The sequence below is a fragment of the Pseudomonas sp. GQ91 genome (assembly GCF_059758795.1).
The window spans coordinates 390,003-414,068 of record NZ_JCAXED010000004.1; the positions used below are offsets into that span (position 1 = coordinate 390,003).

Below are 24,066 nucleotides of genomic sequence, written 5' to 3' on the forward strand. Positions count from 1 at the left end.
ACACAAAAAAGCCAAAACATTGACATTAACTTCAAGTGAGTGCCATCATTAGGCCACTGCCCAGCCAATAACCTGCGATTAGACAGGCAACTGCGTTTTACCCAGCGAAAGTAATCGTTCGCGTTGCGCCACTTGTAAAGCAAACCTGCCTTACGGATGAGCACACGAACAGGGAAGTACTGGTGGTGCCTGGAGGGTTGATTTATGCGTGAGAAGTCGTCAATCGACAGTCGGTTTTTGACGCGCACCGGCTTTGTTGAGTTTTTTGTGGTGTTCGTCAAATTACTTCACGGCTTGACGGCGGTCATGCCCGCAATGGTCCTGCTGTTCTACCCAGACCCGGTCGCTCAGGAGATGCGCAGCCATTACCTGGGCCTACTGCTGTTTTTTGCGCTGCTGACCATCATTCTGTTCCAGGCCTTGGGGGTGTATTCCGATGACCTGTTCAGCAATCGCTTGCGTTTCCGGGTCATGCTGGTGGCCTGGATCTCGGCATTTTGCATTTTGCTGTTCATGTACCAGATCCTGCAGCTGTTTGCGCAGTTAAGCCCACGCAATCTGTTGTTCTGGTTTTGCGTGAGCCTGGCGCTGTTCGGCGTAGAGCGGATACTGATGCTGCGCCTTTATCGCTACTTGATGAAGAACGGCAAATTCCTCCAGCGCACGGTGATCCTCGGCTTTACCGAAACAGCCATCCATGTGGCCGAACACCTGTCGCGCAACAGTGACATCCGCTCCGGCCTGATCGGCTTTATCGATGACCGCACCGAACGCATTCCCCAGGAACTGAGCAACCTGCCGTTGCTGGGCAACACGCGCGACCTGGAAAAACTGATCCGTTGCGAACAGGTCAACCAGGTCATGATCACCCTGCCCTGGGCCGCCGAGCAGCGCATCAACGGACTGGTCAAGCGCCTGCGACAGATGTCGGTCAACGTCATGCTGGTGCCAGACATGGCCGCCCTGCGCTATGGCCACAACCGCATCACCGACGTCGGCGGCATCCTGATGTTCAACACGTCGCAACTGCCGCTGCGGGGCTGGTCACCGTTTATCAAGCGTTGCGAAGACCTGTTGCTGGCGAGCGCTGGCCTGTTGTTGATGTCACCGATCATGTTGGCGACGGCCATCGCCATCAAACTTGATTCGAATGGTCCGGTGCTGTTTCGCCAGAAGCGCTTTGGCTATAACGACAACCTGATCCATGTGTTCAAGTTTCGCTCGATGTATGTCGAGCAGACTGACTTTAACGCCGAGCACCAGACCACGCGCCTGGACCCGCGCATCACCCGCGTTGGCCGGATCATCCGCAAGACCAGCATTGATGAACTGCCGCAACTGTTCAACGTGCTGCTGGGCAACATGTCCATCGTCGGCCCGCGTCCCCATGCCACGGCAACCAAGGCCGCCGGGATTCCTTTCGAGCAAGCGGTCAGCGAATACAGCTCGCGGCACCGGGTCAAGCCGGGCATCACCGGCTGGGCGCAGATCAATGGCTACCGCGGCGAAACCGACACCCTGTTCAAAATCCAGAAACGGGTCGAATACGACCTCGAGTACATCGCCAAATGGTCGGTGTGGCTGGACCTGTACATCGTTTTCATGACGGTCCCGGCCGTCCTGTCCACCAAGGAAGTCTACTGATGAATACCCTCGACGGCTTGATTCCCTGCATCATCTCCGGGGGGTCGGGCACGCGGCTGTGGCCGGTTTCCAGGCAGAACATGCCCAAGCCGTTCATGCGCATGCGCGACGACCAGAGCCTGTTGCAAAAGACGTTCCTGCGCGCCAGCCGCTTGCCGGGGGTGGAACGTGTGTTGACGGTAACCAACCGCGACCTGCTGTTTCGCACGCTGGATGACTACCGTGGCGTCAACCCCACGCCTCTGGCACTGGACCTGTTGCTGGAACCGTTCGGCCGCAACACCGCCGCCGCTATTGCGGTCGCGGCCCTGCATGTGCAGGAGCATTTCGGTGGCGAGGCGTTGCTGCTGGTGCTGCCCGCCGACCACCTGATTCTTGATCAAAGCGCGTTTGCCGAAGCCGTGGCACAGGCCCGCGAGCTCGCCGGGGCTGGCTATCTGGTGACCTTCGGGATTCAGCCCGACCGGCCCGAGACCGGCTTCGGCTATATCGAACAAGGCGCAGCCCTGAGTCAGGGTTTCCGGGTAAAACGCTTTGTCGAAAAACCTGACCTGGCCACCGCCCAAGGGTATCTAGAGGGCGGCGCACACCTGTGGAATGCCGGGATGTTCTGCTTCAAGGCGAGCACCCTGCTGGAGCAACTGAGCACCCACGCACCCGCGGTGCTGGAGGCCGCCGTTGCCGCCCTTGAGCACAGCCAGACGCTGCAAAACGCCAACTGTCGTCAGCGCGAACTGAACGCCGACGGTTTCGGCAGCGCACCGGATATTTCCATTGACGTGGCGCTGATGGAAAAATCCGCTCAGGTCGCGGTCGTGCCCTGCGACATCGGCTGGAGCGATATCGGTTCCTGGGAAGCGCTGCGCCAGCTCACGCCCAGTGACGACCTGGGTAATCAGGTCAACGGCGAGGCGATCCTGCACGACGTCCACCACTGCTATATCGACTCGCCCAAGCGTGTACTCGGCGCGGTGGGTGTCAGCAACTTGATCATTGTCGACACGCCGGACGCGATTCTGATTGCCGACGCCAACCGCAGCCAGGACGTGCGCCACATCGTCGCCGAACTCAAGCGCCAGAACCATCCGGCGTTCAGCTTGCACCGCACCGTCACCCGGCCCTGGGGCGCCTACACCGTGCTGGAGGAAAGCACCCGGTTCAAGATCAAGCGCATCGTGGTCAAGCCCAACGCCTCGTTGTCCCTGCAAATGCACCACCACCGCAGCGAACATTGGGTGGTGGTCAGCGGCGCCGCGCTGATCACCAATGGTGACCGGGAAATCCTGCTCAACATGAACGAGTCCACCTACATTCCCGCCGGCCACAAACACCGCCTGACCAACCCCGGCATCATTGATCTGGTGATGATCGAGGTGCAGAGCGGCGAGTACCTGGGGGAAGACGACATCGTGCGTTTTGACGATATCTACGGCCGTGGACCGGCGACTGCCGTGCCGACAGAGCCGAAAAGCTGATGCGCACCGCACTGATCATCCCCACCCGCAATGCGGCCAGCCATCTGGATCGTCTGCTGCCGGCGCTGCGCATGCAGACCCTGCAGCCGGACGAAATCCTGGTGGTCGACAGCGCGTCAAGCGATGACACCGTGGCGCGCTTTCGCGCGTTCGGCGCACGGGTCGAAGTGATCGAGGCCAAGTGCTTCAACCACGGCGGCACACGGCGCTGGGCCAGCGAACAGGTCGGCGGCGAGGTCGTGATCGTGATGACCCAGGACGCGATTCCCGCCGAACCCGAAACCTTCGCCAACCTGGTCAACGAACTGCAACTCGACCCGCTCAATGGCGTGGCCTACGGTCGGCAACTGCCGCACCCCGGCGCCGGCGTGCTGGGCGCGCAATCGCGGCACTTCAATTATCCGCCGCAGAGTCGTACCAAACGCCTGAGCGATGCGCCACAACTCGGGATCAAGACCTGCTTCAGCTCCGACTCGTTTTCCGTGTACCGACGCAGCGCCCTGCAAGCGGTGGGCGGTTTTCCGGGCGATGTCATCGGCAGCGAGGACGCCTACGTGGCCGCGCGCATGCTGCTCGCGGGCTACTGCGTGCGCTATGCCGCCAGCGCGCGGGTGCATCACTCCCACGATTACCGCCTCATGGAAGAGTTTCACCGCTACTTCGACATCGGCGTGTTCTACGGCCGCGAGCCATGGATCCGCCACGCGTTCGGGGACATCGGCGGTGAAGGTAAACGTTATGTACTGGCCGAACTGCGCGCCTTGCGCGAGGCCAACGCCCTGCACCGCGCACCCGAAGTGGTGGTGCGCAGTGCCTTTAAATTGCTGGGCTATCGCCTGGGCCACCTTGAACGCTACCTGCCCACCTCGCTCAAGCAGCGCCTGGGCATGTTTTCCACCTACTGGACTTGAGCCGTCATGAAGACTACCAACCGACGTTCCCGTCTTACCCTGCTCGGCCTCTTGACTGCCTCAATCTGGCTGGCCGGCTGTTCGACCCCCGCGCGGGTGCCGCTTCCTGATAACGCTACGCTCAAGGCCGGTCACCAGGCGGCGCTGTCCCTGGCCGACCTGCCGCCCCCGCAGGTGCTGATCCAGAGCGGCGACTCGCTGCGCATCGTGCGTGATGCCCAGGAACCTGCGGCAGCCGATGACATGACGGTGTTCATCGTGCGCCCCGACGGCGTGATCTCCCTCCCCGGCATTGGTCGGGTCAAGGCCGCATTGCGTACGCCGGAGGATCTGGGCAAGGAAATTACCGACAAGTACAAACGCATTTACCGCGAACCCGCAGTGACGGTGAACATCGCCAGCGCGCCGAGCAACAAGGTGTTTATCGGCGGCGCGGTGCCTAACCCGGCGTTTTTCGAGCTGGCGGGTAACGTCAGCGTAGAGCAGGCGCTACTCAGTTCAGGCGGTGTATTGCCGTCGGCGGACAGCGCCAATGTGGCGCTGCTGCGTACCGGTGCCGACGGCAAGTACACGATGTACTTCATCAGCCTGGAGAGCATGTTGACCAACCCCAATCAGCCGCGCGTGGCGCTGCAGCGGGGCGACTTGATTTACGTGCCGCAGTCGACGATTGGCGCCACGGTTGAAGCGGTGGACATGTATTTCACGCGATTGTTTCCGGTTAACAAAGGGGTTGGCTTGGGCTTGAATTATCAGCTCAACAACAAGTCCGGCGATACCGTCTATCAAATCACCCCATGATCATGGCGCAGGCTTGGAATCACCCAAACCTGCTGATTCCATCCGGCATACAACACTTATTCAATGGAGTGATCCTGTGATCGAAATCCGCTCTCTACGCGACCTGCTGCGGCTGTTTTTTATCTTCCGCCGCGAATTCAAACTGGCAGTGATCACCACCCTTGTGATCGCCGTGCTGGGCGCCTTCCTGTTGCCGGCCCGCTACGAGTCCGATGCGCGCCTGCTGGTCAAGCCTGGACGGGATAACACCACGCTGCCGATCGAGGCCGCCAACCGCCAGACGCTGGTTGCCCCGAGCACCCAACATGATCCGATTGTCGACGAGGAGAAAATGCTCACCGGCCGGCCGATCGTGCACATCGTTGCCGAGCGCTACCTGGCAATGACATCCGAGCCGCCGCAAGGTTTCTGGAAAGTCACCAAGTTCTACATTAAGAACGCCATTGGCGAAGTGTTCAATATGCTGCGCAGTGTGCTGCAATTTGTCGGCCTGGCAGAAAAGCAAAGCCCGTTGGAGCGCCTGGCGACCAAGCTGGAAAAGAATTTCGAGGCAAGCCATGAACCCGGCTCGTCGGTGATCGAGATTGCCTTCACCTGGGACGACCCGGTCATCGCGCAGAAAATTGTCGAGACCTGGGTCAACGCCTACCTGGAAGAACGTGCGCGCATTCTCGGGCGCAAAAGCCTGCATACTTTCTATGAAACCGAAGGCACCAAGGTCGCCGCCACCATCCAGGGCCTGAAAGACCAACTGCAAGGGCGCCTGAAGCAAATCGACTCGATCAGCGTCGAAGCACGCCTGGAAAACCTGACCAACCAGATCGACCGCGCCACCGACGCCAAGGTGTCCGCGCAAAACCAGGTATCGGGCATTCGCAGCTTCCTGGCCAACGCCAGCGAGCAAATCAAGAACCAGCCGGCCGAAGTGGTGACCGCCCGGGAAACCAGCCTCAACCCGACCCAACTGGACCTCAAGCGCCAGCTCAATACGCTGCAAGTGGAACGTGCGCGCCTGCTGCGGACCTACCTGCCGGGCACGCCGCAGGTCAACCAGATCGAACAGAACATTCGCGACTTGCAAGCCCTGAGCGCCCAGCAAGCCACGCGCCTGGAACGCTCACAGAACACCGCGCCCAACAGCCTGGTGATCAACGTCAAACAGCAAGTGATCGACGCCCAGTTGCAGGAGCGCAAACTGCTCGGGGAAATCGACAGCTACGACAAGCTCCTCGAGGCCCTGCGCACCGAACGCGACCGGGTGATGACCGAAGAACCCGAGCTCAATCGCCTGACCCAACAACTGCGTACTGCCGAAAAGAGCTACGCGCTGTACTCGGAGAATCTTGAACAGGCCCGCATCGATCACGCGCTGGACAGCAGCCAGATCAGCAACATCGCCCTGATCGAACACGCCACGCTGAACCCGGCGCGGGTGTTTCCCAAGAGCCTGCTGATTTTACTGTTCACCGTTCCCGCCGGCGTGGCCGTGGGCTTGCTGACCATCTATGTGCTGTACCTGTTGGACCAGCGCATCCACGATGGCACACGGTTGCAGGAGATGTTCCAGGTGCCGCTGTGGAGCAGCATCCCGGACGTGCAGGACGCCACGCCGGCGGCCGTCACCGCCAGCATTTATCGCCTGTACAGTTTGCTGCCCCTTGATCGCATCGCCAGCGCGGGCTTTGCCCTCGGCCTGACGTCGGCGCGTCATGGGGAAGGCGTGAGCTTCATCGTCGAGCAGCTCAAGCGCTTGTTGGAAGAACGCGGCCACCGGGTCTCGGTGAATGGCGCGCAAGCGCCGCAGCCGGGCGAGGTGTTGTTGCTGGACGCCTCCGCGCTGTCGTCCAGCTCGCAGGCGTTGTTGATGCTGCGCCGCGCCGACCAGATTGTGCTGGTGATCGAAGCCCGCACCAGCACCGTACCGACCACCGAAAATGCCCTGTCGCTGCTGACCACCGCATTCGGCAAGGTGGATGGCATGATCCTCAACCGTCGCCGCTTTGAAGTGCCGGCCAAGGTCCTGGCGCGAATCAACAGCTGGCGCGGGGTGGCCTGATGCGTATTGCCTTGCTGGCACCGCTGCCACCGGAGCAGACCGGTATCGCCGACTACGCCGCGCACCTGCGCTGCGCGTTGCGCGAGTTGGGCCTTGAGGTGGTCACGCCCCTCGAAGGTTGCCAGGACCTGTCCGAGCAACTGCGGCGTCTGCAAGCCTTTGACTGGCGCGGCGTGAACCTGGTCCACGCCGAACTCGGCGGTGGACGATTCGGCGAGTTCCAGGCCCTGGAATACCTGCGTCGGGCCCAGCCGCAGTTGCCGCTGACCGCGACCGTACATGACCCGGAGCGCCTGATCTGGCGCCGGGCTAAATTGTTTTTTCCGCTGACCGTGCTCGAACGCCTGCCCCCTCCGCTGCCCCAGGCCGCGGCATTGCTGGCCGACCCGCTGACGCTGCATGAAGAGCGACGCCTGGCCAAAGGCATGCAGCGCCTGATCACCCTCACCCGACTCGGCGGCGAATGCCTGCGCCAGCGCATGGGCCTGCGTACCGAGCAAGTGGCGGTGATCGCCCACGGCAACCTGTCCATCACTCCGGTTGAGCTGCCACCGCTGGCGCCGCTACGTCTGCTGTACTTCGGTTTTATCTACCGTGGGAAGGGCATTGAGGATTTGCTCCAGGCCTTGGCCCGTACCCTTACGGCCCACCCGCACTACCGGGCTCAGGTGCGCCTGACGCTGGCCGGCGGCAGCGCGCCGGAGATGACTTTCGACCCCTCGGGCAACTACCTCGACGGCCTGCGCCAACAGATCGCGGCGCTGCACTTGAGCGATGTGGTGGACTGGCAATTGGACCTGCCCTCGGCAGATATTCCCCACACCATCCAGGCCCACCATGTGATGGTGCTGCCCTACCGCGAATCGAAAAAACTGGGTTTTCTCGGCCAGATGCGCGGCACCAGTGGCGCGCTGTCCTGGGCCAATGCGTGCGGACGCGGGGTGATTACCTCCAATGCCCGCGCCTTCGCCGAAGAAGTCGCCGGCGGTAATGGCATCACCTACCGGCAGGGCGATATCGACTCACTGAGCAACGCCTTGAACCGCTTGCTGCTGGACCCGCACCAAGCTCGCCAATGGGCTGGCACCGCCGCCGACATCGGCCGCCAACGCCAGTGGAACAACACCGCCCAGCGTTTCGCCGAATTATTCCGCGACGCCTGCAAGGAGCCTTTGTGATGAACCCTTCGTCCATTCGCCCGCTGTTGCGCTCCTGGCCTGTACTGGTTGCGCTGGCCGTCGGCAGCGCACTGCTGCTGAGCGAGAAGGTCGACGCGGAGCCCGTGAACCTGGCGCCCGAGCGCACCCTCGTGTGGCGAGACTTCCTGGGGGTGAACGCGCACTTTCTGTGGTTCACGCCTGAGCAATACCGCAAGCAGATCAACCAGTACCAGAAACTCGGGCTGGACTGGGTCCGGGTCGATCTGCATTGGGATCGCCTGGAGCCCAAACAGCACGATTATCAACTGAGCACCTTCGATGAACTGGACCGGACCCTGACCGCGGAGAAAATCCGCTCGGTGTTCTACCTGGTCGGCTCCGCCCCGTTTATCACCACCGCGCCCAAGGGTGCAGCGTTCCAGGATCAATACGGCCCACGGGACGCCAAGGTATACGCCGAACGCCTGGCGATGCTCGCCAGGCGCTATCCGAACATCGACGCCTGGCAGGTGTGGAACGAACAGAACCTGCCCAACAACTGGCGCCCTGAAGTGAACGCCAAGGAGTACGGAGCGTTGCTGTTGGCCAGTCACCAGGCCTTGAACATCGCCGCGCCGGGCAAGCTTCAGGTCATGGGCGGCATGGCCTACTACAGCCAGATGCCGCCACGGGGCAAAACCCTGATGTTTGAGGCCCTCGGCGCGCTGGGTGTACAGAAGTTGGGCATGGTCGCGGCCTATCATCCCTACTCGATGACCCCGGAAACCGACGAGCCGGGCAAGAACGAAGTGCTGCTGCGCGGCGATCAGCTCAACGCCATTTTGCACAACGCCGGGATCAAGCATGTGTGGGCAACCGAGTGGGGCTGGTCCAGCTATGCCGGGCCCAAGGAGATGCAGGAACTGATCGGCGAAGATGGCCAGGCCGACTACACCTTGCGCCGCCTGGCATTGATGGCATCCCAGGATTACCAGAAAATTTTCCTGTTCGCCCTTTCCGACCTCGACGCACGCGCCTCGGCCCGGGACCAGCACTACGGCCTGCTGGACCTGAACGGCAAAGCGAAACCGGTGTACACCGCCCTCGCCCGCTTTCTGCAAATCACCGGCCCCCGCCTCAAGCCCGGCGCCACGCCACGGCTCAAGGACGTGCCGGCGACCCTCTACAGCGTCGCCTGGACCCGAGCCGACGGTAAACGCTTGTTGATGTACTGGAGCGCCGAAGGCAGCAGCATCACGTTACCCGACGTGAAAAGCGCGGAACTGCTGGACCCGTTGACCGGCGCCCGGCAGTCCCTTGACGACAACAATGGTATTCGCCCTGCGCTGAAACCGAGTTTGCAGATACTGGTGTGGTAGTCCGCCCAGGCATGGAGAGCTGCACGTGAGAATCCTGTGGATTGTGCCCTATCTGCCGTGGCCCATGACCAGCGGCGGCAAGACCCGGCAGTACCACCTGCTGCGAACCTTGAGTGAGCGCGGGCATCGCATCACGCTGCTGGTGCAATCGAAAACCGCGCCTGACGCCACGGCACATGCGGCCCTTGCCCCGTTGCTGGAGCGGCTGATCGTGCTCCCGCGCCGCTCGCTCAAACACCCCATGACCGTGCTCGGCGGCGTGTGCGCGCCCTGGCCGCTGTTGACCACCGTCAACGGTCTGTCGGCGCCCTTGCAAGCGCGCTTTGCCGAACTGCTGAACGAGGCCTGGGACGTGATCCAGGTGGAGCACAGCTACAGCCTGCAACCTTTTCTAAAACCACTGCGGCAACAAGGGCGGGATTTCGTGCTCACCGAACACAACCTGGAATCCAGCCTGGGCGGCGCCACGTATGACCGGTTTCCAAACTGGGCCGGACTGTTTGTGCGATACGACCAATGGCGCTGCCGATTGTGGGAACGCAAAACGTTCGACGCCGCCCGTCATGTCATCGCCGTCACCCAGGCGGATGCACACGCCATGCGTACCCTCAGTTCAACGCCGATCAGCGTGGTGGTCAACGGAGTCGACAGTCGTGCCTTCAGTGACGTAAGCGCCGATCCACAGAGCCAGCGCCTGTTGTTTGTCGGCAACTACGAATACGCACCGAACCTGGATGCGGTGCAGTGGATGCTCGAGGAGATTTTCCCCAGGGTCTGGCTGCAGTGCCCGTGCACGCGTCTGGCCGTGGTCGGTTACGGGCTGCCCGACCACTGGCGTAGCCGTTGGCCGGACGAGCGCATCGAGTGGCTGGGTTTCGTGCCGGACCTGACGGCGTTGCAACGTCGCTGCGCGGGATTTGTCGCCGCGTTACGCCATGGCGGCGGCTCCAAGCTCAAAGTGCTGGAGGCAATGGCCGCCGGCCTGCCGCTGGTCAGCACCGCACAAGGCGTATCCGGGCTTGCCGTGCAGCCGCAAGTACATTATTTGGCGGGCGAAAGTGCCGAAGCCTTGGCCGATGCGATTGTCCGTCTGCTGGACGAGCCGGCGATGGCGCGCCAACTGGCCGACGCCGCACGTGACTATGCGCGTGACCATCACGACTGGGCGGTGGCGGCTAACGAACTGGAGCAGATCTATCGCGCCTTGCCCACCCGTCAGGAGCCTAAAACATGCGCGTAGCCCTGGATTATCGTCCCGTGACGGTCGCGCCGTCATCGGGTATCGCTCGTCAGGTCAAGGCCCTGGAGCAAGCCCTGCGTACGCTCGACGACACCGAAGTGGTGGTGTTCAGCGAAGCACCACTGGATCATCCGCAGCGCGCAACCGCGATGTGTCCGACCTGGGCCAGCCCGCTGGAAGGCCTGCAGCGTCCTCAGGTGCGGATGCGCTTCGAACGTGGTTTCTTGCCCAGGGCGATCCGCGAGCAGCGTATCGATCTGTACATCGCCACGGCCAACATGGGCCTGCCGTTGGGCCATAAACCCGCCGGGACCCGTTATGTACTGGTGCTGCACGACCTGTTTCAACTGACCCATCGAAACTTCCATCGCTCCCGACTCAAGGCCCTGGCCTATCGTTTGATCGACGCGGCTTCGATTGCCTGGTCCGTGTGGCGGGCCGACCAGGTGTGGTGCCCGTCGCAGTTTTCCTGCAGCGAGGCTGCACGTTTGTTTCCGTGGGCTCGCGCCAAGTTTCGGGTGCTGAGTAACCTGGTACCGGCGTTTACCGAGGCCGCGCAACCATTGCCCGACGGTGTGCCATCGCGTTACTGGCTGGTGGTCGGAACCCGTGAGCCACGCAAGAACATGCGGTTTTTCCTTCAGCAATGGCAGGCCTGTCGCGCCAAAGACGCCAACGTGCCGGACTTGGTACTGGTCGGCCACGCCAGTGATGTGCCCGCACCGCTCGGCGAACTGGCCGGGCTACATTGGTACAGCGGCTTGTCAGACGGCCAATTGCAAGCGCTCTATGGTCATGCAGCGTGTTTGTGGCAGCCGTCCTATGCCGAGGGGTTTGGCCTGCCGGTGGTCGAAGCATTGAGTGTCGGAACGCGGGTGGCCGTCGCTCGCGGCTCGGCGCTGGATGAAGTCGCGCCGCCCTCGGCCCCCCGTTTTGACCCCCATAACCCGGAGCAACTGCAGACGCTGATGCTGTCGCTGGCAGCCTCCGAGACCCCAGTTGACCCCGAGCCCCAACACGCGTGGGCCCGGCGGTTTGCCGAACCGGCCTATCGCCGGCATCTGGATACTTTGCTCAAGGGATTGAATCGCTAATGCAGCCAGGAAAACTCGTTAGTCTGCTCCTGGGCCTGGTCTTCGGCAGCCTGCTGCTGGTCCTGCCGCCGATGAAGGTCCTGATAGTCGTGGCCGGTGTCGGCGTGGCCCTGACCCTGATCCGCCATCCTTTGTGGGGGCTGCTGATTTTCGCCGTACTGGCCACCAGTGTTCCTTACACCACGCTGCAACTGGGGATTCGCACCACCGTCAGCGAAGCCGTGCTGGGGCTGACCTGGGTCGGGGTGTTCTGGCAGTCGTTCATCGGCAAGACCCGCGGTTTCCTGCTGTGGCGCCCGACCGAGCGGGCGCTGATGTGGCTGATGCTGTTCAGCACCCTTGCGTTTATCTGGGGCATGCTCATCATTCATGCCGAAGGCAATGGACTGGTGAACTGGGTGCGCTGGCTGATGAACCTGTCGCTGCTGTTTATCGTGCCGCTGCTGCTGCGTACCGAGGCCGACCGCGACAAAGTGGTGGTCGCCCTGTTGCTGGGCAACCTGGCAATGCTGCTGTTGTCGATTTTCATGTTTCTGAAGACGCGCAACGCGATGTCGATGATCGATATTCTCACCGACCTCAAGTACGCCCACCCCGAAGCGGTGAAGGACATTTTCTCCGCCAACTACACACGCATGGCTTCGCCCTGGGTCCACCCGAACCTGACCGGGGGCGTGCTGGTGCTGTTTATTCCACTGGCGCTGTTTTATGGCTGGACCCGCACCGGCTGGCGCCGGGCCCTGGGCCTGGGCGTCGCGGTGCTGGGCTGCGCCGGCCTGCTGCTGAGTATTTCCCGGGGGGCCATTGTCGCCCTGGCGCTGGTCCTGGTCTGGCTGGCCTACAAGCGCGTGCCCAACAGCGGGCGAATCATTGGCATCGGCGCCGCGTTGGCCGTGGCGCTGGTGATGTTCTATCCACCGCTGCAAGAGCGCTTGATGAGCATGTTCTCGAGCACCAACGCCAGTACTGAAATCCGCTTTGACGAGTACGCACGCTTCCCCGAAGTCATGGCGCGCTACCCGCTGGGGATTGGCTTCAAGGTCGACCCACCGGTGCCCGGCAGCGGCCTGCTGGGGATTTCCAACTTGTGGCTGAATTTCATCTACAAGATCGGCATTCCGGGGATGCTGTTGTTCATTACGGTCACCGTGTTGTGGTGGCGCGAAGTCCGGCCTCTGGGGCAGGTTCGCAAAATTACCGCCGAAAACGCTCTGTGGCTGGGTTGTGTGTGTGGCGTGCTGGCGGCACTGCTGACCGGGATTTTCGACCACTACTTCAGCTTCACTTTTGTCTTGATCGCGCTGTTCTGGCTGCTGATGGGCATCAGCCTGCAGCAAGTTCGCCTGCGTGCGAACGTTACCGCTCCAGCTCTCGTTTCCGTGCCAAAGGAAAACCAACCATGAAACACCGGATACTGCACTCCCCTGATTTGCGCGACAGGCTGCCGGCCTTGGCCGGTGAAATTGGCGTGAGCCTGGAAGACTTGCAGGAGGCCTTGGAGTGGTCGCTGGCCAACGAGGTGATTTTTGAAGAGGGCGATGGCGAAAACAAGCGCTTCTGGATCAGTTCGATCGACCTTGAACCCACCCTCGAACAGCCGGTGGCACGCCGACTCTACCATCGTTTGAAACAAGACATTCCCGCCAGGTTGCTGCCGCGCTACGGCAAGAACTGGGAAACGATCAAGGATCGATGGCGGTGCGCATGGGACATGGCCTACAACATCTTGATCAACAAAATACCCAGCCACCATGTGCGCCTGGTCTGGCTGCGCCTGGGAGGCGCAAAAATCGGCAAGGGCAGCAGTTTGTGGCGCAACACCGAAGTGCTGGGCATCCACAACCTGGTGATCGGTGACGATACGGTCATCGGCTGGCACTGCCAGATCGACGCGCGCGCCGGCCTGGTGATCGGCAACCATGTGGCGATTGCCTCCCATGTGCTGATCATCGCCGGTAGCCACGACTTGCAGGCACCGGAGTTCTGGTCGATTTCCGGGCCAATCTACATCGACGACTACGTATGGATCGGCAGCCGCGCGCTGATCGGTTTCGGCACCCGCCTGGGCTACGGATCGGTGGTATCCGCCAACACCGTGGTCGGTAAAACCGTGGCGCCGTACAAAATCATTGGCGGCACCGGCGCCAAAATCATGGGCGAGCGCACCCACGACCTGAACTACAAGGTGGGTGGCAAAGGCCTGTTCACCCTGTTCCATTAATGTTTGGCAGCACCCTGTGGCTGACCCTGGCGACACTCGCCGGGCTGGTGGCCGGTTTTGCCCGCGAATGGCTGTTGGTGGCCGCCTGGGGCGCGGGCAGCCGTAGCGACAGTTTTCTGGTGGCGGTGTTTTTGCCCGAAGCGCTGCGCATGACCCTGGCCGCCGGCTTGCTCGCGGCCGCCGCGCTGCCCCTTTATCAACAACGTGAGCCGCGGCGCCAGCAAGCCTGGCTGGCCAGTTTGTCGCCGCGCCTGCTGGGCGTGGGCCTGGGGTTGTTTGCCTTGCTGGCGCTCGGCGCGCCGTTATGGGTGCGCCTGATCGGCCCTGGGCTGGACGCTGCCGCTCAGGACCAGGCAGCGGCCAACCTGCGCTGGCTGGCGGCCTGCGCGCCGGGATTGGTGATGCATGGCTTGTTGAGTATTCCGCTACAGGCGCGCCAGCGTTTTGTGCTGCCGGGGCTGGGTTCGTTACTGTTCAACCTGCCGCCGGTGCTGTATCTGTCGATCTGTGGCGCGTCCAGCGACAGCGCGGAGCTGGCGATGAGTTTTTTTGCAGGTAGCGTGCTGATGTGCCTGCCGCTGCTGGTAGCGGTCTGGGCATTTGGCTGGCGACCGTGGCAATTCAAGGGTGATGCCCAGGCCGGACGCGAGCTGTTGGGACGTATCGGCCCGTTACTGGCGAGCAATGCCGCCAGTCAGGGTCTGGCGTTGCTCGAGCGACTGATCGCCAGCTACCTCGGTGAAGGTGCGGTGACTTGGGTCAATCTGGCCCGCAAACTGATCAACCTGCCGCTGATTGCCCTGATGAGTCTCAACCAAGTGTTACTGGGCCTGATGAGTGGAGAACACGGCCAACAGCGCCTGATCCTGCTGCGCCGTGGGCTGGACGCGGCAATGCTGCTGAGCCTGCCCGCCGCCCTCGGTCTGATCGGCGCCAGCCCGGCACTGATGCATCTGCTGATGCCCGCCCAAGGCGCCGACGGCCCCTTGCCGGTACTGCTTGCCTGGTTCGCCACTCCCTTGGTGTTCGGCGCCTGGAACGCCATGCTTGCGCGTTATGCCTACGCCAGCGGAGATACGCGCCTGCCGCTCAACTGCGAACTGTCGGGCAGCCTGGTCAACGCCGGCTTATTGATGCTGCTGCCGTATTTTTTCGGTCTGCCGGGAATCGCCTTGGCGGCGTTGGGCGGGGTGATCGTCACCAATCTGTTGCTGATGCAGCGCCAGCAACTGCTGGGGCAACTGAACTGGCCATTGCAGTGGGGCCTGAGTGTGGTGCTGCTAGGAGTGGCGGCGCTGGTACTGCATCCACTGCACAATGAGGGCTGGCAGCTGGGATTGAGTACCCTCGCCGCTGCGCTGCTGCTGGTGGGATTAGGGGCGTGGTGCAAACCGTGGAAACAGTGAGGCCACGCGCCTGTATGAGCGAGCCATGCGCGAAACACCTCTACCGTCACGCAAACAATCAAACTGACTGCGCGGCGCTCGGTTTTTTCGCGAGCACGCTCGCGCCTACAGGGGCGACACTCAATCGTTCAGTTCTTGAGGCGCTTTGCCGGCGTCGCCAGTAGCCGGCGCGGTGGGCTCCGGCTCAGCCGCTGCAGCGGCTTCTTTTTCCGCCATGGGCATTTTGTCGATGGCGGCAAAAAACTCTGCCAGGTCAAGGGTGTCGGGGGGCACGGTCTTCTCGACTTTCTTCTCGCCGTCCTTGCCCACCAGGATGACTTTGGTGCCGGTACTGGCGCTCAGCTTCAGCGCACGGATCAACGCGTTAGTCTCCTGGGCGCCGAGGTCCTTGCCGTCACGCTGTCCGACGGTGCCGATGTTGGTGTAGTTCACGGTATAGAGCACCATGTTGCGCTCGGTGAATTTTTGCTTGTTGCCAGCCTCTTCAAGATCTTTCTTGAGCTTGACCTGAGTCGGGTCGATGGAGCTGGGCGCGATGACAATCAGTGGGCGGAATTTGCCCAGATCTTGCTCTAACGGGCCTCGGTTATCCGCAGCCAACAATGGCCCAGTAAACGCCATCAAGGTAGCCAGTGTCAGCGACCGGATGAGCATGCGCACCTCCTTTTAATTCCATGCAGGGTTCTTGAGTTTCATGTCTGCGACAATCAAATTCAAGGATGATTCCTACGCCACTTTCAGAAGCGTAGGCCAGGACGCAGGCGGCGCAAGGGGTCAAGGAGTTTCAGGGCTCATTGTTTCTTTTGATTGCCGAGGCCCAGGCGGCAAGTTTTTCACAGGCCTGCAGCGCTATCTGCTCATCAGTTTTACCCGTGATATGCCGATCCACCGCATCTCCCGCGATCAGGCCGGCAATCAGCGGCGTGCCGCTGACCGCCGTCAAATCCAGCCACTCGCCCCAATTGGGTGGACTGTCATACCAGCGCAGGTAGCCACCAGCAGATACCGGCCACCAGCGCTGGTCGAATTGCAGTACGACCTTCTCCAGACGGCCCATGCTGAAACACCTCAATGCTTGCTGATACGCCTGGGGCAGCCCCGGGCTGAAGCGCAGCTGTTTGAGCACCGACACCGGCACTGTGCAAATACAACAGTCGGCTGCCCACTCATCGACACGTACGCCATGTCGGTCCCAAGCAATCTGCTGCACGGGACACTTGAGGTGAATATCCAGCCCGCTCGCGGCGTCTTCCAGCAACTGCCGATATCCCTGCGGCAGAAATTGATCGCCATGCCCGACACCTTCTTCATCCAGCACCTGAGCCGACAATTGCGTAAGGGGCAATCCAGCTTCAAGCACCAGGTTGGCGTCAATAGCGTAGTTGGCAGCTCGACGCTCGTCGGGATCGAGACTGGCCAGATAGGCGTCGACGCTTGAGGCCAGGGGCTGAGAACGATCAATGGCCTGGCGCAATCGTTCATAGGCTGGATTGATGTCCGGTAACGGACCATCCCACGCCGCGGCCAGCGGTTGGGAAAAGTCCGTGATGCAGCGCGACAACCCGAGCTGTTCGGCGCGGCGCGCCAAGGGGTTGCGTTCATACTGCTGCAACCAGGCCGCGCCCACGTCCACGGCGTGCCCCGCCAAGGACAAGGTGTGCGCCCGACCGCCAATCCGTTCGCGGGCTTCCAGTACCAGCACTTCCAGGCCTTGGGCGCGCAATGCACCCGCCGCCGCCAGACCGGCGAAACCGGCCCCCACCACAATGACTTTCCGCGCAGCGCTCGCGATGACGTCGGCCGCGGCCCCTCGGCCACTCTCCCAGGCGCTGTGGGTCATGGCGCTGTGGTCATGATTGAAGGCTTCTCCGGCGAGAAACAGACGCCCGTCCACGGGCGTCGAGAGCAAACGACGAAGCGCCCCGTCACCTCCCGGCAGCAGCGCGCTGTAGGCGCCTTGACTGTAGGGATCTTCACTCCAGCGCGTCACATGCCAGGCAATCGGCCGAGCGAACGGCATGTTCATTCTTGCGGCCACTTCGGCCAATGCCAGGCAAACACTGGAGCGACCAGCGGGTCGGCATCTACCTGCTCGAGGATCTGGGCACACTCAGGCCGGGAATGTGCCAGCAGGTCTCGGGCACCGTCCCAGCGGGACACGGCCGCCGCCATGATGCCCAAGGCGTTCGGCATGGACTGCGCTGACAACAATTGCCCGGCAAACTGATCGGCAAACAGCTGCCAGCCCCTGTGCAGGTGTTTGCGCGTTCCGGTGGCCAGGCAGGCTTGCAGTTGCTCATCCTCGCTGTCGAGCCAGCGTTGTGGATAGTCGATGATGCTGATCGCCGAATAACAGTTGGCGGCGATATACACCAGGCCGCGAATGACCTGGGCCGAGTCATGGGGCAGCAGGTCGGACGCCGGGTATTCAAGCCCCAGGTGAATCAGGATCGCCGCGCTTTCCGTCAATACGCTGCCGTCAGGCCGTTGCAGCGTAGGGATTTGCCTGAGCGGATTGATCTGCGCCAGCGCCTCCATGCTGGCGGGATCTCCCCAAGGGCTGGCTTCAACCTGACGCCACTGCACGCCGCAGCGTTGCAGGGCAACCTCAATGATGCAGGAGCCGGAGTTGCGGGTGCCGTAGAGCGTATACATGGGTAATCCTCCTTGAAGTCCTGGGCCAGAGTGAAGCGTCTTTCCGGCCTTAAAACAAGCCCATTTGCCCACCGACCAGGGTGCCGAAATCGTCGTTCACAAACGGCAGAATCGCATCGGCCACCGGCTGCAATTGCCGGGTGACGTAATGATCGTAATCAATCGGCGCCTGGCGTACTTCCAAGGGTTCGGGACCGTTAACGGTCATCACATAACGGATCCAGCCGCCGTTCTGATATTGCCGTGGGCGACCCTGGCGCAGGTTGAACTCATCCGCGAGGCGAGCTGCGCGCACGTGCGGCGGGACATTGCGCTCGTAATCACCCAACTGTCGGCGCAGGCGCTTGCGGTAGATCAGCAATTCATCGAACTCGCCGCTGAGGGTGCGGCGCACGTAATCACGCACATAGTCCTGATGCGGCTGGCGCCGGAAGATCCGCTGATACAGCGCTTGCTGGAATTGACGGGCCAGCGGCGACCAATCGCTGCGCACGGTTTCCAGGCCTTTGTAGACCATCTCCTCACGCCCGTCGGCGTGAATGACGAGCCCGGCGTAGCGTTTTTTGCTGCCCTCCTCCGTCCCGCGGATGGTCGGCATCAGGAAGCGGCTGAAATGGGTTTCGTACTGCAGCTCCAGCGCGCTCTGCAGACCGTACTCAGTGCGCAGGTGCTCACGCCACCATTGGTTGACGTGTTGCACCAGGTCCTGGCCGATACGCGTTGCCTGCTCCGGGGAATGCGCGCTGCCGAGCCAGACGAAGGTGGAGTCGGTGTCGCCATAGATCACCTCATAGCCTTGCGCTTCGACCAGTTCGCGGGTCTGGCGCATGATCTGGTGGCCACGCAGGGTGATCGATGAGGCCAGGCGGGTGTCGAAAAACCGGCAACCGCTAGAACCGAGTACCCCGTAGAAAGCGTTCATGATGATTTTCAGGGCTTGGGACAATGGCGCGTTGCGCTCACGCTTGGCCACTTCGCGGCCTTCGGAAACGCGCGCGACGATGGCAGGCAGGCAATGTCGGCTACGGGAAAAACGCGCGCCGCGAAAACCCTGCACCGACTCGCTGTCGTCGGGATGGCGCAGGCCTTCGATCAAACCCACCGGGTCGATCAGGAAGCTGCGGATGATCGACGGATACAGGCTTTTGTAGTCCAGCACCAAGACCGACTCATACAGGCCGGGACGCGAATCCATGACAAAGCCGCCGGGACTGGCCTGAGGGGGTTTGTCGCCCAGGTTCGGCGCAACGAAGCCCTGGCGATGCATCAGCGGCATGTACAGATGAGTGAAGGCCGCCACTGAGCCGCCGTTGCGATCCGCCGGCAACCCGGTGACGCTGGCGCGTTCAAGGAGGAATTTGAGCAATTCGGTTTTTTCGAAAATCCGCGTCACCAACTCACAGTCCTTGAGGTTATAGCGCGCCAGTGCGGGCTTGTCCTCGGCGAACATGCGGTTGATTTCGTCCATGCGCTGATACGGTGTGGAGATGGCTTTGCCTTCGCCGAGCAAGGTCTGGGCGACGTTTTCCAGACTGAACGACTCAAAGCTCCAGGTGGCAGAGCGCAGGGCTTCGATGCCGTCGATGATCAACCGTCCGGCAGCGGCCGCAAAGTAATGGTTGCGGCTGCCATGTTCGCGCCAGTTCATCGCCTCTTCACCGCGCCCCAGCAACAGCGGCACGTTCAGGCGCTGGGCATGTTCATGCAGGACGCGCAGGTCGAACTGCACCAGGTTCCAACCGATGATGGCATCGGGGTCGTGCAACGCCAGCCATTGGTTCAGGCGCTCGAGCAACTGGGCACGGCTATCGCAATAGTCGAGCTTGAAATCCACTGCATCGGTTTTGTTCGGCGGGCCGAGCATGTACACCTGGCGCTCGCCGCAACCTTCCAGGGCGATGGAGTACAGCTCCCCTTTGGCGGTGGTTTCAATGTCCAGGGACACCAGCTTCAGCGGCGGGCGGTAGTCCGGGGCAGGTTTCATCTGCGCCTCCAGCAACATTCCACCTTCGCCCGGGGTACCGCCAAACCACACCGGTGCGGTGATAAAGCGCTCCATCATGTAGCGCTCGGGCGGACGCACATCACCTTCGTAGACATCCACCCCGGCTGTACGCAGACGTTTTTCCAGGTCCATCAGTTGACGATGATGGCGGGTGTAGAGCCCCAGCACCGGACGGTGGTGGAAGTCACACAGTTGCAGTGGGCGCAATTCGACCTCGCGTTCGCCCTTGAGCAGCATTTCAGCGGGCTTGCGATGGACAACCGGAATAAACACCACCGAAGGTTGTACCGGTAAGCGGATATACCGTGGGCCATGGTCGGTGGCCAGCCAAAAGCTGACCTCTGTTCCCGCGGCAGTGTCGCGCCAATGCCGGGTCAGGACAAAACCCTGCTGTAAGTCCACCGTACCGCACCTCAAGAATCGCTTTCAGGGCGCGATTCTACTCCAGTCGCCAAGGTCCTGGGCACGAGCAGCCGAATGCGACCGGCGTCTGCTTGAGGTTACCGCCTCAGGACACCTGGCCCTTGTCCCACAGCAGAACCAACTCTCCGGGCGCCTGATCTTCAGGTATCTGCAGCATCAGTTGATCGTCCAGGCGAACGCGCACTTCAATCTGATAGAAGCGCCGGTCGCCCTGCCCCGCCTGCGACGAATCCAAGGGCAGGCAGCCTTCAATAACATTCAGGATGCGCTGGCGCTGGTCGAGATCACACTGCGCGAACTCGATTTCCCGCGGACGGGTCAACGCCTGGATCGCCGCCACACCGCCCTGGCGGGACAGTTTGACCGTGGCTTCGTCACCCAAGGGTGGCAGGGTTTTCATGACGTTCTCCTCATGCCAGGTTGATGCCCACCTGCACCCAGGCTTGCTGTACCGCCTGCGCCTGGGTGGGGCCAAAGCGCTGTAGCGCATTCTCGACAGTCAGTGTGGCAAAACCCTGGAAGTCCGCATCATTGTCCAGGCGTTTATCACATAAGGTGTCGTACCAGATCTGCCCGGCCTGCTCCCACGCAAAACCGCCCAACGCCTTGGCGGCCAGGTAAAACGCACGATTGGGGATGCCGGAATTCAGATGCACGCCGCCGTTGTCATCCTGGGTGACGATAAAGTCGCGCATATGCGCCGGTTGCGGGTCTTTACCCAACACCGGATCGTCATAGGCGCTGCCAGGATTGGACATCGAGCGCAGCCCTTGGCCCTTGACCTTGTCCGCCAGCAGATCCGCGCCGATCAGCCAGTCAGCCTGGTCGGCGGTGTGTTTGAGGACGTATTGCCGGGTAAGGACACCGAACACATCAGAAATCGACTCATTGAGCGCGCCGGACTGATTGCGGTAGACCAGCCCCGCTTCGCTCTCGATGATGCCGTGGGTCAACTCGTGGGCCACTACATCGAGGGCCCGGGTAAACCGCTGGAACACCTCGCCATCACCGTCGCCGAAGACCATTTGCGCGCCGTTCCAGAAGGCATTTTCATAGCCCTCGCCGTAGTGCACAGTGCCCGCCAGGGCAAAGCCACGGTTGTCGATGGAATCCCGCTTGTAAACGCTCCAGAAAAAATCGTGGGTCGCACCCAGGGCGTCGTAGGCCTCGTCCACTGCCGGATCGCCGCTAGCCCGTTGCTCCTCGATCCGCACCAGGGCGCCGGGCAGCACGGTCAAGTTCTGCGCATCATAAATGTGGCGTTGCACCGTGCCCGGCTTGACGGCCTTCACGACCGGAGGCTGTGCGGATTGTGCAAACTCGCCATGCAACTGGCGAACGTGGGTAAGGGTGTGCATGGCTCGCGAGCGTTGCCACTCGGAACCATGGTCAATCAGGCGATGGAGAATGTAAGGCGGAATGAAACCTTGATAATCGCGCGGGCCTGGCATGGGCAACTCCCTGTCAAACTATGATCGTTACTGTTGTGAGTCAGTCTGGCACCAGAGGTTCGTTTTAGAGCGCATTGAATCAGAGTTTTGCGGACGCGGCGATGCGTGTTTCAGACGTGGGACTTGTCCGACTTTTTGTCGGGAACCGCGTACTGCGGCTTCAAGTGACCGTGCTGATCCAGTAACCAGGCATCCATGATTTCCCGCACGACGGGACCGGCCACACGACCACCCGCCTCGCCGTTTTCGATCATCACCGAAATCACAATGTGTGGATGCTCTGCCGGAGCAAAACCGACAAACAAGGCATTGTCACGATTGCGCTCCGAGGTCTTCAAGCGGTTGTAACGCTCGCCTTGTTTGATCGCGACCACCTGCGCCGTGCCGCTCTTGCCGGCAATCCGGTACTGCGCGCCGGCGGCCGCGGCACGGGCAATTCCGCGTGGGTCATGCATCACCCGTTGCATACCCTGATTGACCAGCTCCCAATCCCGCGGATCCTTGAGGATGATGTCAGGCATGGGATTTCGATCCACTGGCGGCACACCGTCGATGCTCCTGGCCAGATGCGGCCGGTTCCACACGCCTTTGTTGGCGATCAGCGCGGTGGCCTGGGCCAATTGCAGTGGCGTGACTTGCATGTAGCCTTGGCCGATGCCGAGAATCACGGTTTCCCCCGGAAACCAAGGCTGGCGGCGTGTCGCCTGTTTCCATGCCTGGGACGGCATCAAGCCTGCCGACTCTTCGAACATGTCCAGGGAAACCTTCTGGCCAAGCCCGAACTCAGCCATGTAGTCGTGCAGACGATCGATGCCCAGCTTGTGGGCCAAGTCGTAGAAATAGGTGTCATTGGAGCGCATGATCGCGGCGTCCATGTCGACCCAGCCGTCACCACTGTGATTCCAGTTGCGGTACTTGTGATCGAAATTCGGGAGCTGATAGTAACCGGGATCAAACACGCGGGTCTGCGCGGTGACCACGCCGCTGTCGAGGCCCGCGATGGCGACTTCCGGCTTGATCGTCGAACCCGGTGCGTAGCGTCCGCGCAATACCCGGTTGAACAGCGGCCGGTCAAGGGAGTCACGCAACGCGGCATACGCCTTGAAGCTGATACCAGTGACGAACAAGTTCGGGTCAAAGCTCGGCTTGCTGACCATCGCCAGGACCTCACCGGTTTCAGGATCGAGGGCAACGACTGAGCCACGGCGATCACCCAAGGCTTTTTCAGCGGCTTCCTGAAGGTGCACATCCAGACTGAGCACGATGTTCTTGCCCGGAATCGGATCGGTATGCTTGAGCACGCGCAAGACTCGGCCTTGAGCGTTGGTCTCGACCTCTTCATAACCGACGTGTCCATGCAGCTGTGCCTCGTAGAAACGCTCGATACCGGTCTTCCCGATCGACTGCGTGCCACGGTACTCCACCGAATCCAGGGTCTTCGACTCTTTCTCGTTGATGCGGCCCACATAGCCGATGGAATGCGCAAAGTGAGGGCCCAACGGATAGTGACGAACGAACTGAGCCTCCACGTCCACACCCGCGAGACGGAATTGGTTAACGGCCAATACGGCAATTTGCTCTTCGGTCAGTTGGTAGAACAACGTCACCGGTACAAATGGGTGGCGCGCCTGTTTCAGCGCCTTGTCGAACGATGCTCGATCTTCTGCCGGGAGATGCAGGAGAGTGACGATAGTGTCTAACTCACCCTTGAGGTCGGTGGCGCGTTCACGCGTGATGGTCAGGTTGTAGCTGGGACGATTGTCAGCCAGCACCACCCCGTTGCGGTCATAGATAAGGCCGCGGGCCGGCGGGAGGGGTAAGACATGGACTCGATTGTTTTCAGAGATGGTGGAGTGATAATCAAACTGCACCACTTGCAGAAAGTACATTCGCGCTACCAGGGCAAAGGTAACGCACAGCACTAACATCCCACAGGCCAACAGACGCTTGTTGACCAGGCGGTGTTCTTTTTCATGATCTTTGAGGGGGATCGGAGCGGGCATTGCTACAGCATCTCGTTGAACAGTGAGGATGCCGCGTCCTGCGGTTAAACGATCAGTCCCTGGAAAGGTGCTGCACCATACCAAAGTGTGGAGCGGGTGTGTCGGGTAGCAAGCGTTATCCTTGAGGTTTTTCGCGAGCAAGGGCTAGGCGCCCCGCTCGCCC

The 24,066-nt window shown here is 61.5% G+C and carries 19 protein-coding genes; 12 read left to right on the forward strand and 7 right to left on the reverse strand.

The features are described 5' to 3' along the window. The first annotated feature begins 204 nt into the window (after positions 1-204). The 12 genes from AC6CIA_RS08510 (at position 205) to AC6CIA_RS08565 (ending at position 15,366) form a co-directional block, all read left to right on the forward strand. Complete coding sequence (locus AC6CIA_RS08510; protein ID WP_498311485.1) at positions 205-1,644, forward strand: undecaprenyl-phosphate glucose phosphotransferase; 1,440 nt, start codon at positions 205-207, stop codon at positions 1,642-1,644. Continuing rightward, on the forward strand, positions 1,644-3,119 hold the full coding sequence (locus tag AC6CIA_RS08515) for a mannose-1-phosphate guanylyltransferase/mannose-6-phosphate isomerase (RefSeq protein WP_498311486.1): 1,476 nt from the start codon (positions 1,644-1,646) through the stop codon (positions 3,117-3,119). Before AC6CIA_RS08510 ends, AC6CIA_RS08515 begins: the two co-directional genes overlap by 1 nt. Beyond that, complete coding sequence (locus AC6CIA_RS08520; RefSeq protein WP_498311487.1) at positions 3,119-4,030, forward strand: glycosyltransferase family 2 protein; 912 nt, start codon at positions 3,119-3,121, stop codon at positions 4,028-4,030. The genes AC6CIA_RS08515 and AC6CIA_RS08520 overlap by 1 nt, the downstream gene beginning before the upstream one ends. Positions 4,031-4,036: 6 nt before the next feature. Further along, complete coding sequence (locus tag AC6CIA_RS08525) at positions 4,037-4,831, forward strand: polysaccharide biosynthesis/export family protein (protein WP_498311488.1); 795 nt, start codon at positions 4,037-4,039, stop codon at positions 4,829-4,831. 76 nt (positions 4,832-4,907) lie between these two features. Then, a complete protein-coding gene (locus AC6CIA_RS08530; RefSeq protein ID WP_498311489.1) occupies positions 4,908-6,887 on the forward strand; it encodes a GumC family protein in 1,980 nt (659 codons plus the stop codon). After that, positions 6,887-8,065 carry a glycosyltransferase gene (locus AC6CIA_RS08535; protein ID WP_498311490.1) on the forward strand — a complete coding sequence of 393 codons (1,179 nt, stop codon included), beginning with the start codon at positions 6,887-6,889 and terminating at the stop codon, positions 8,063-8,065. The genes AC6CIA_RS08530 and AC6CIA_RS08535 overlap by 1 nt, the downstream gene beginning before the upstream one ends. Beyond that, entirely contained in the window at positions 8,065-9,405 is a 1,341-nt protein-coding gene (locus AC6CIA_RS08540; RefSeq protein ID WP_498311491.1) for a glycoside hydrolase 5 family protein, read from the forward strand. Before AC6CIA_RS08535 ends, AC6CIA_RS08540 begins: the two co-directional genes overlap by 1 nt. A 25-nt stretch (positions 9,406-9,430) precedes the next feature. Beyond that, positions 9,431-10,645, forward strand: a complete 1,215-nt coding sequence (locus AC6CIA_RS08545; protein ID WP_498311492.1) for a glycosyltransferase family 4 protein — start codon at positions 9,431-9,433, stop codon at positions 10,643-10,645. Next, a complete protein-coding gene (locus AC6CIA_RS08550) occupies positions 10,636-11,739 on the forward strand; it encodes a glycosyltransferase family 4 protein (protein WP_498311493.1) in 1,104 nt (367 codons plus the stop codon). The genes AC6CIA_RS08545 and AC6CIA_RS08550 overlap by 10 nt, the downstream gene beginning before the upstream one ends. Beyond that, positions 11,739-13,142 carry an O-antigen ligase family protein gene (locus AC6CIA_RS08555; protein WP_498311494.1) on the forward strand — a complete coding sequence of 468 codons (1,404 nt, stop codon included), beginning with the start codon at positions 11,739-11,741 and terminating at the stop codon, positions 13,140-13,142. The genes AC6CIA_RS08550 and AC6CIA_RS08555 overlap by 1 nt, the downstream gene beginning before the upstream one ends. Next, entirely contained in the window at positions 13,139-13,960 is an 822-nt protein-coding gene (locus AC6CIA_RS08560) for an acyltransferase (RefSeq protein WP_498311495.1), read from the forward strand. Before AC6CIA_RS08555 ends, AC6CIA_RS08560 begins: the two co-directional genes overlap by 4 nt. Further along, on the forward strand, positions 13,960-15,366 hold the full coding sequence (locus AC6CIA_RS08565) for a lipid II flippase MurJ (protein WP_498311496.1): 1,407 nt from the start codon (positions 13,960-13,962) through the stop codon (positions 15,364-15,366). Before AC6CIA_RS08560 ends, AC6CIA_RS08565 begins: the two co-directional genes overlap by 1 nt. 120 nt (positions 15,367-15,486) lie before the next feature. Here AC6CIA_RS08565 and AC6CIA_RS08570 read toward each other — a convergent pair whose 3' ends face one another. The 7 genes from AC6CIA_RS08570 to mrdA all read right to left on the reverse strand — a co-directional run bounded on the left by AC6CIA_RS08570 (position 15,487) and on the right by mrdA (position 23,903). Then, a complete protein-coding gene (locus AC6CIA_RS08570; protein WP_498311497.1) occupies positions 15,487-16,020 on the reverse strand; it encodes a DUF4174 domain-containing protein in 534 nt (177 codons plus the stop codon). Between the two features lie 130 nt (positions 16,021-16,150). Continuing rightward, positions 16,151-17,392 (reverse strand): flavin monoamine oxidase family protein, encoded by a 1,242-nt coding sequence (locus tag AC6CIA_RS08575; protein ID WP_498311498.1) that lies wholly within the window; start codon positions 17,390-17,392, stop codon positions 16,151-16,153. Further along, the gene (locus AC6CIA_RS08580) at positions 17,389-18,021 is read right to left on the reverse strand and encodes a glutathione S-transferase N-terminal domain-containing protein (protein ID WP_498311499.1); all 633 of its coding nucleotides are present in this window, start codon (positions 18,019-18,021) and stop codon (positions 17,389-17,391) included. The genes AC6CIA_RS08575 and AC6CIA_RS08580 overlap by 4 nt, the downstream gene beginning before the upstream one ends. A 49-nt stretch (positions 18,022-18,070) precedes the next feature. Further along, the gene (locus AC6CIA_RS08585; RefSeq protein ID WP_498311500.1) at positions 18,071-20,428 is read right to left on the reverse strand and encodes a DNA polymerase II; all 2,358 of its coding nucleotides are present in this window, start codon (positions 20,426-20,428) and stop codon (positions 18,071-18,073) included. A gap of 106 nt (positions 20,429-20,534) precedes the next feature. Next, the gene (locus AC6CIA_RS08590; protein WP_339532908.1) at positions 20,535-20,849 is read right to left on the reverse strand and encodes a protealysin inhibitor emfourin; all 315 of its coding nucleotides are present in this window, start codon (positions 20,847-20,849) and stop codon (positions 20,535-20,537) included. Between the two features lie 10 nt (positions 20,850-20,859). Continuing rightward, positions 20,860-21,900 (reverse strand): M4 family metallopeptidase, encoded by a 1,041-nt coding sequence (locus AC6CIA_RS08595; protein WP_498311501.1) that lies wholly within the window; start codon positions 21,898-21,900, stop codon positions 20,860-20,862. A 110-nt stretch (positions 21,901-22,010) separates the two neighbouring features. Further along, positions 22,011-23,903, reverse strand: coding sequence for a penicillin-binding protein 2 (gene mrdA, locus AC6CIA_RS08600; RefSeq protein WP_498311502.1), 1,893 nt, complete (start codon positions 23,901-23,903; stop codon positions 22,011-22,013). Between the last annotated feature and the right edge of the window lie 163 nt (positions 23,904-24,066).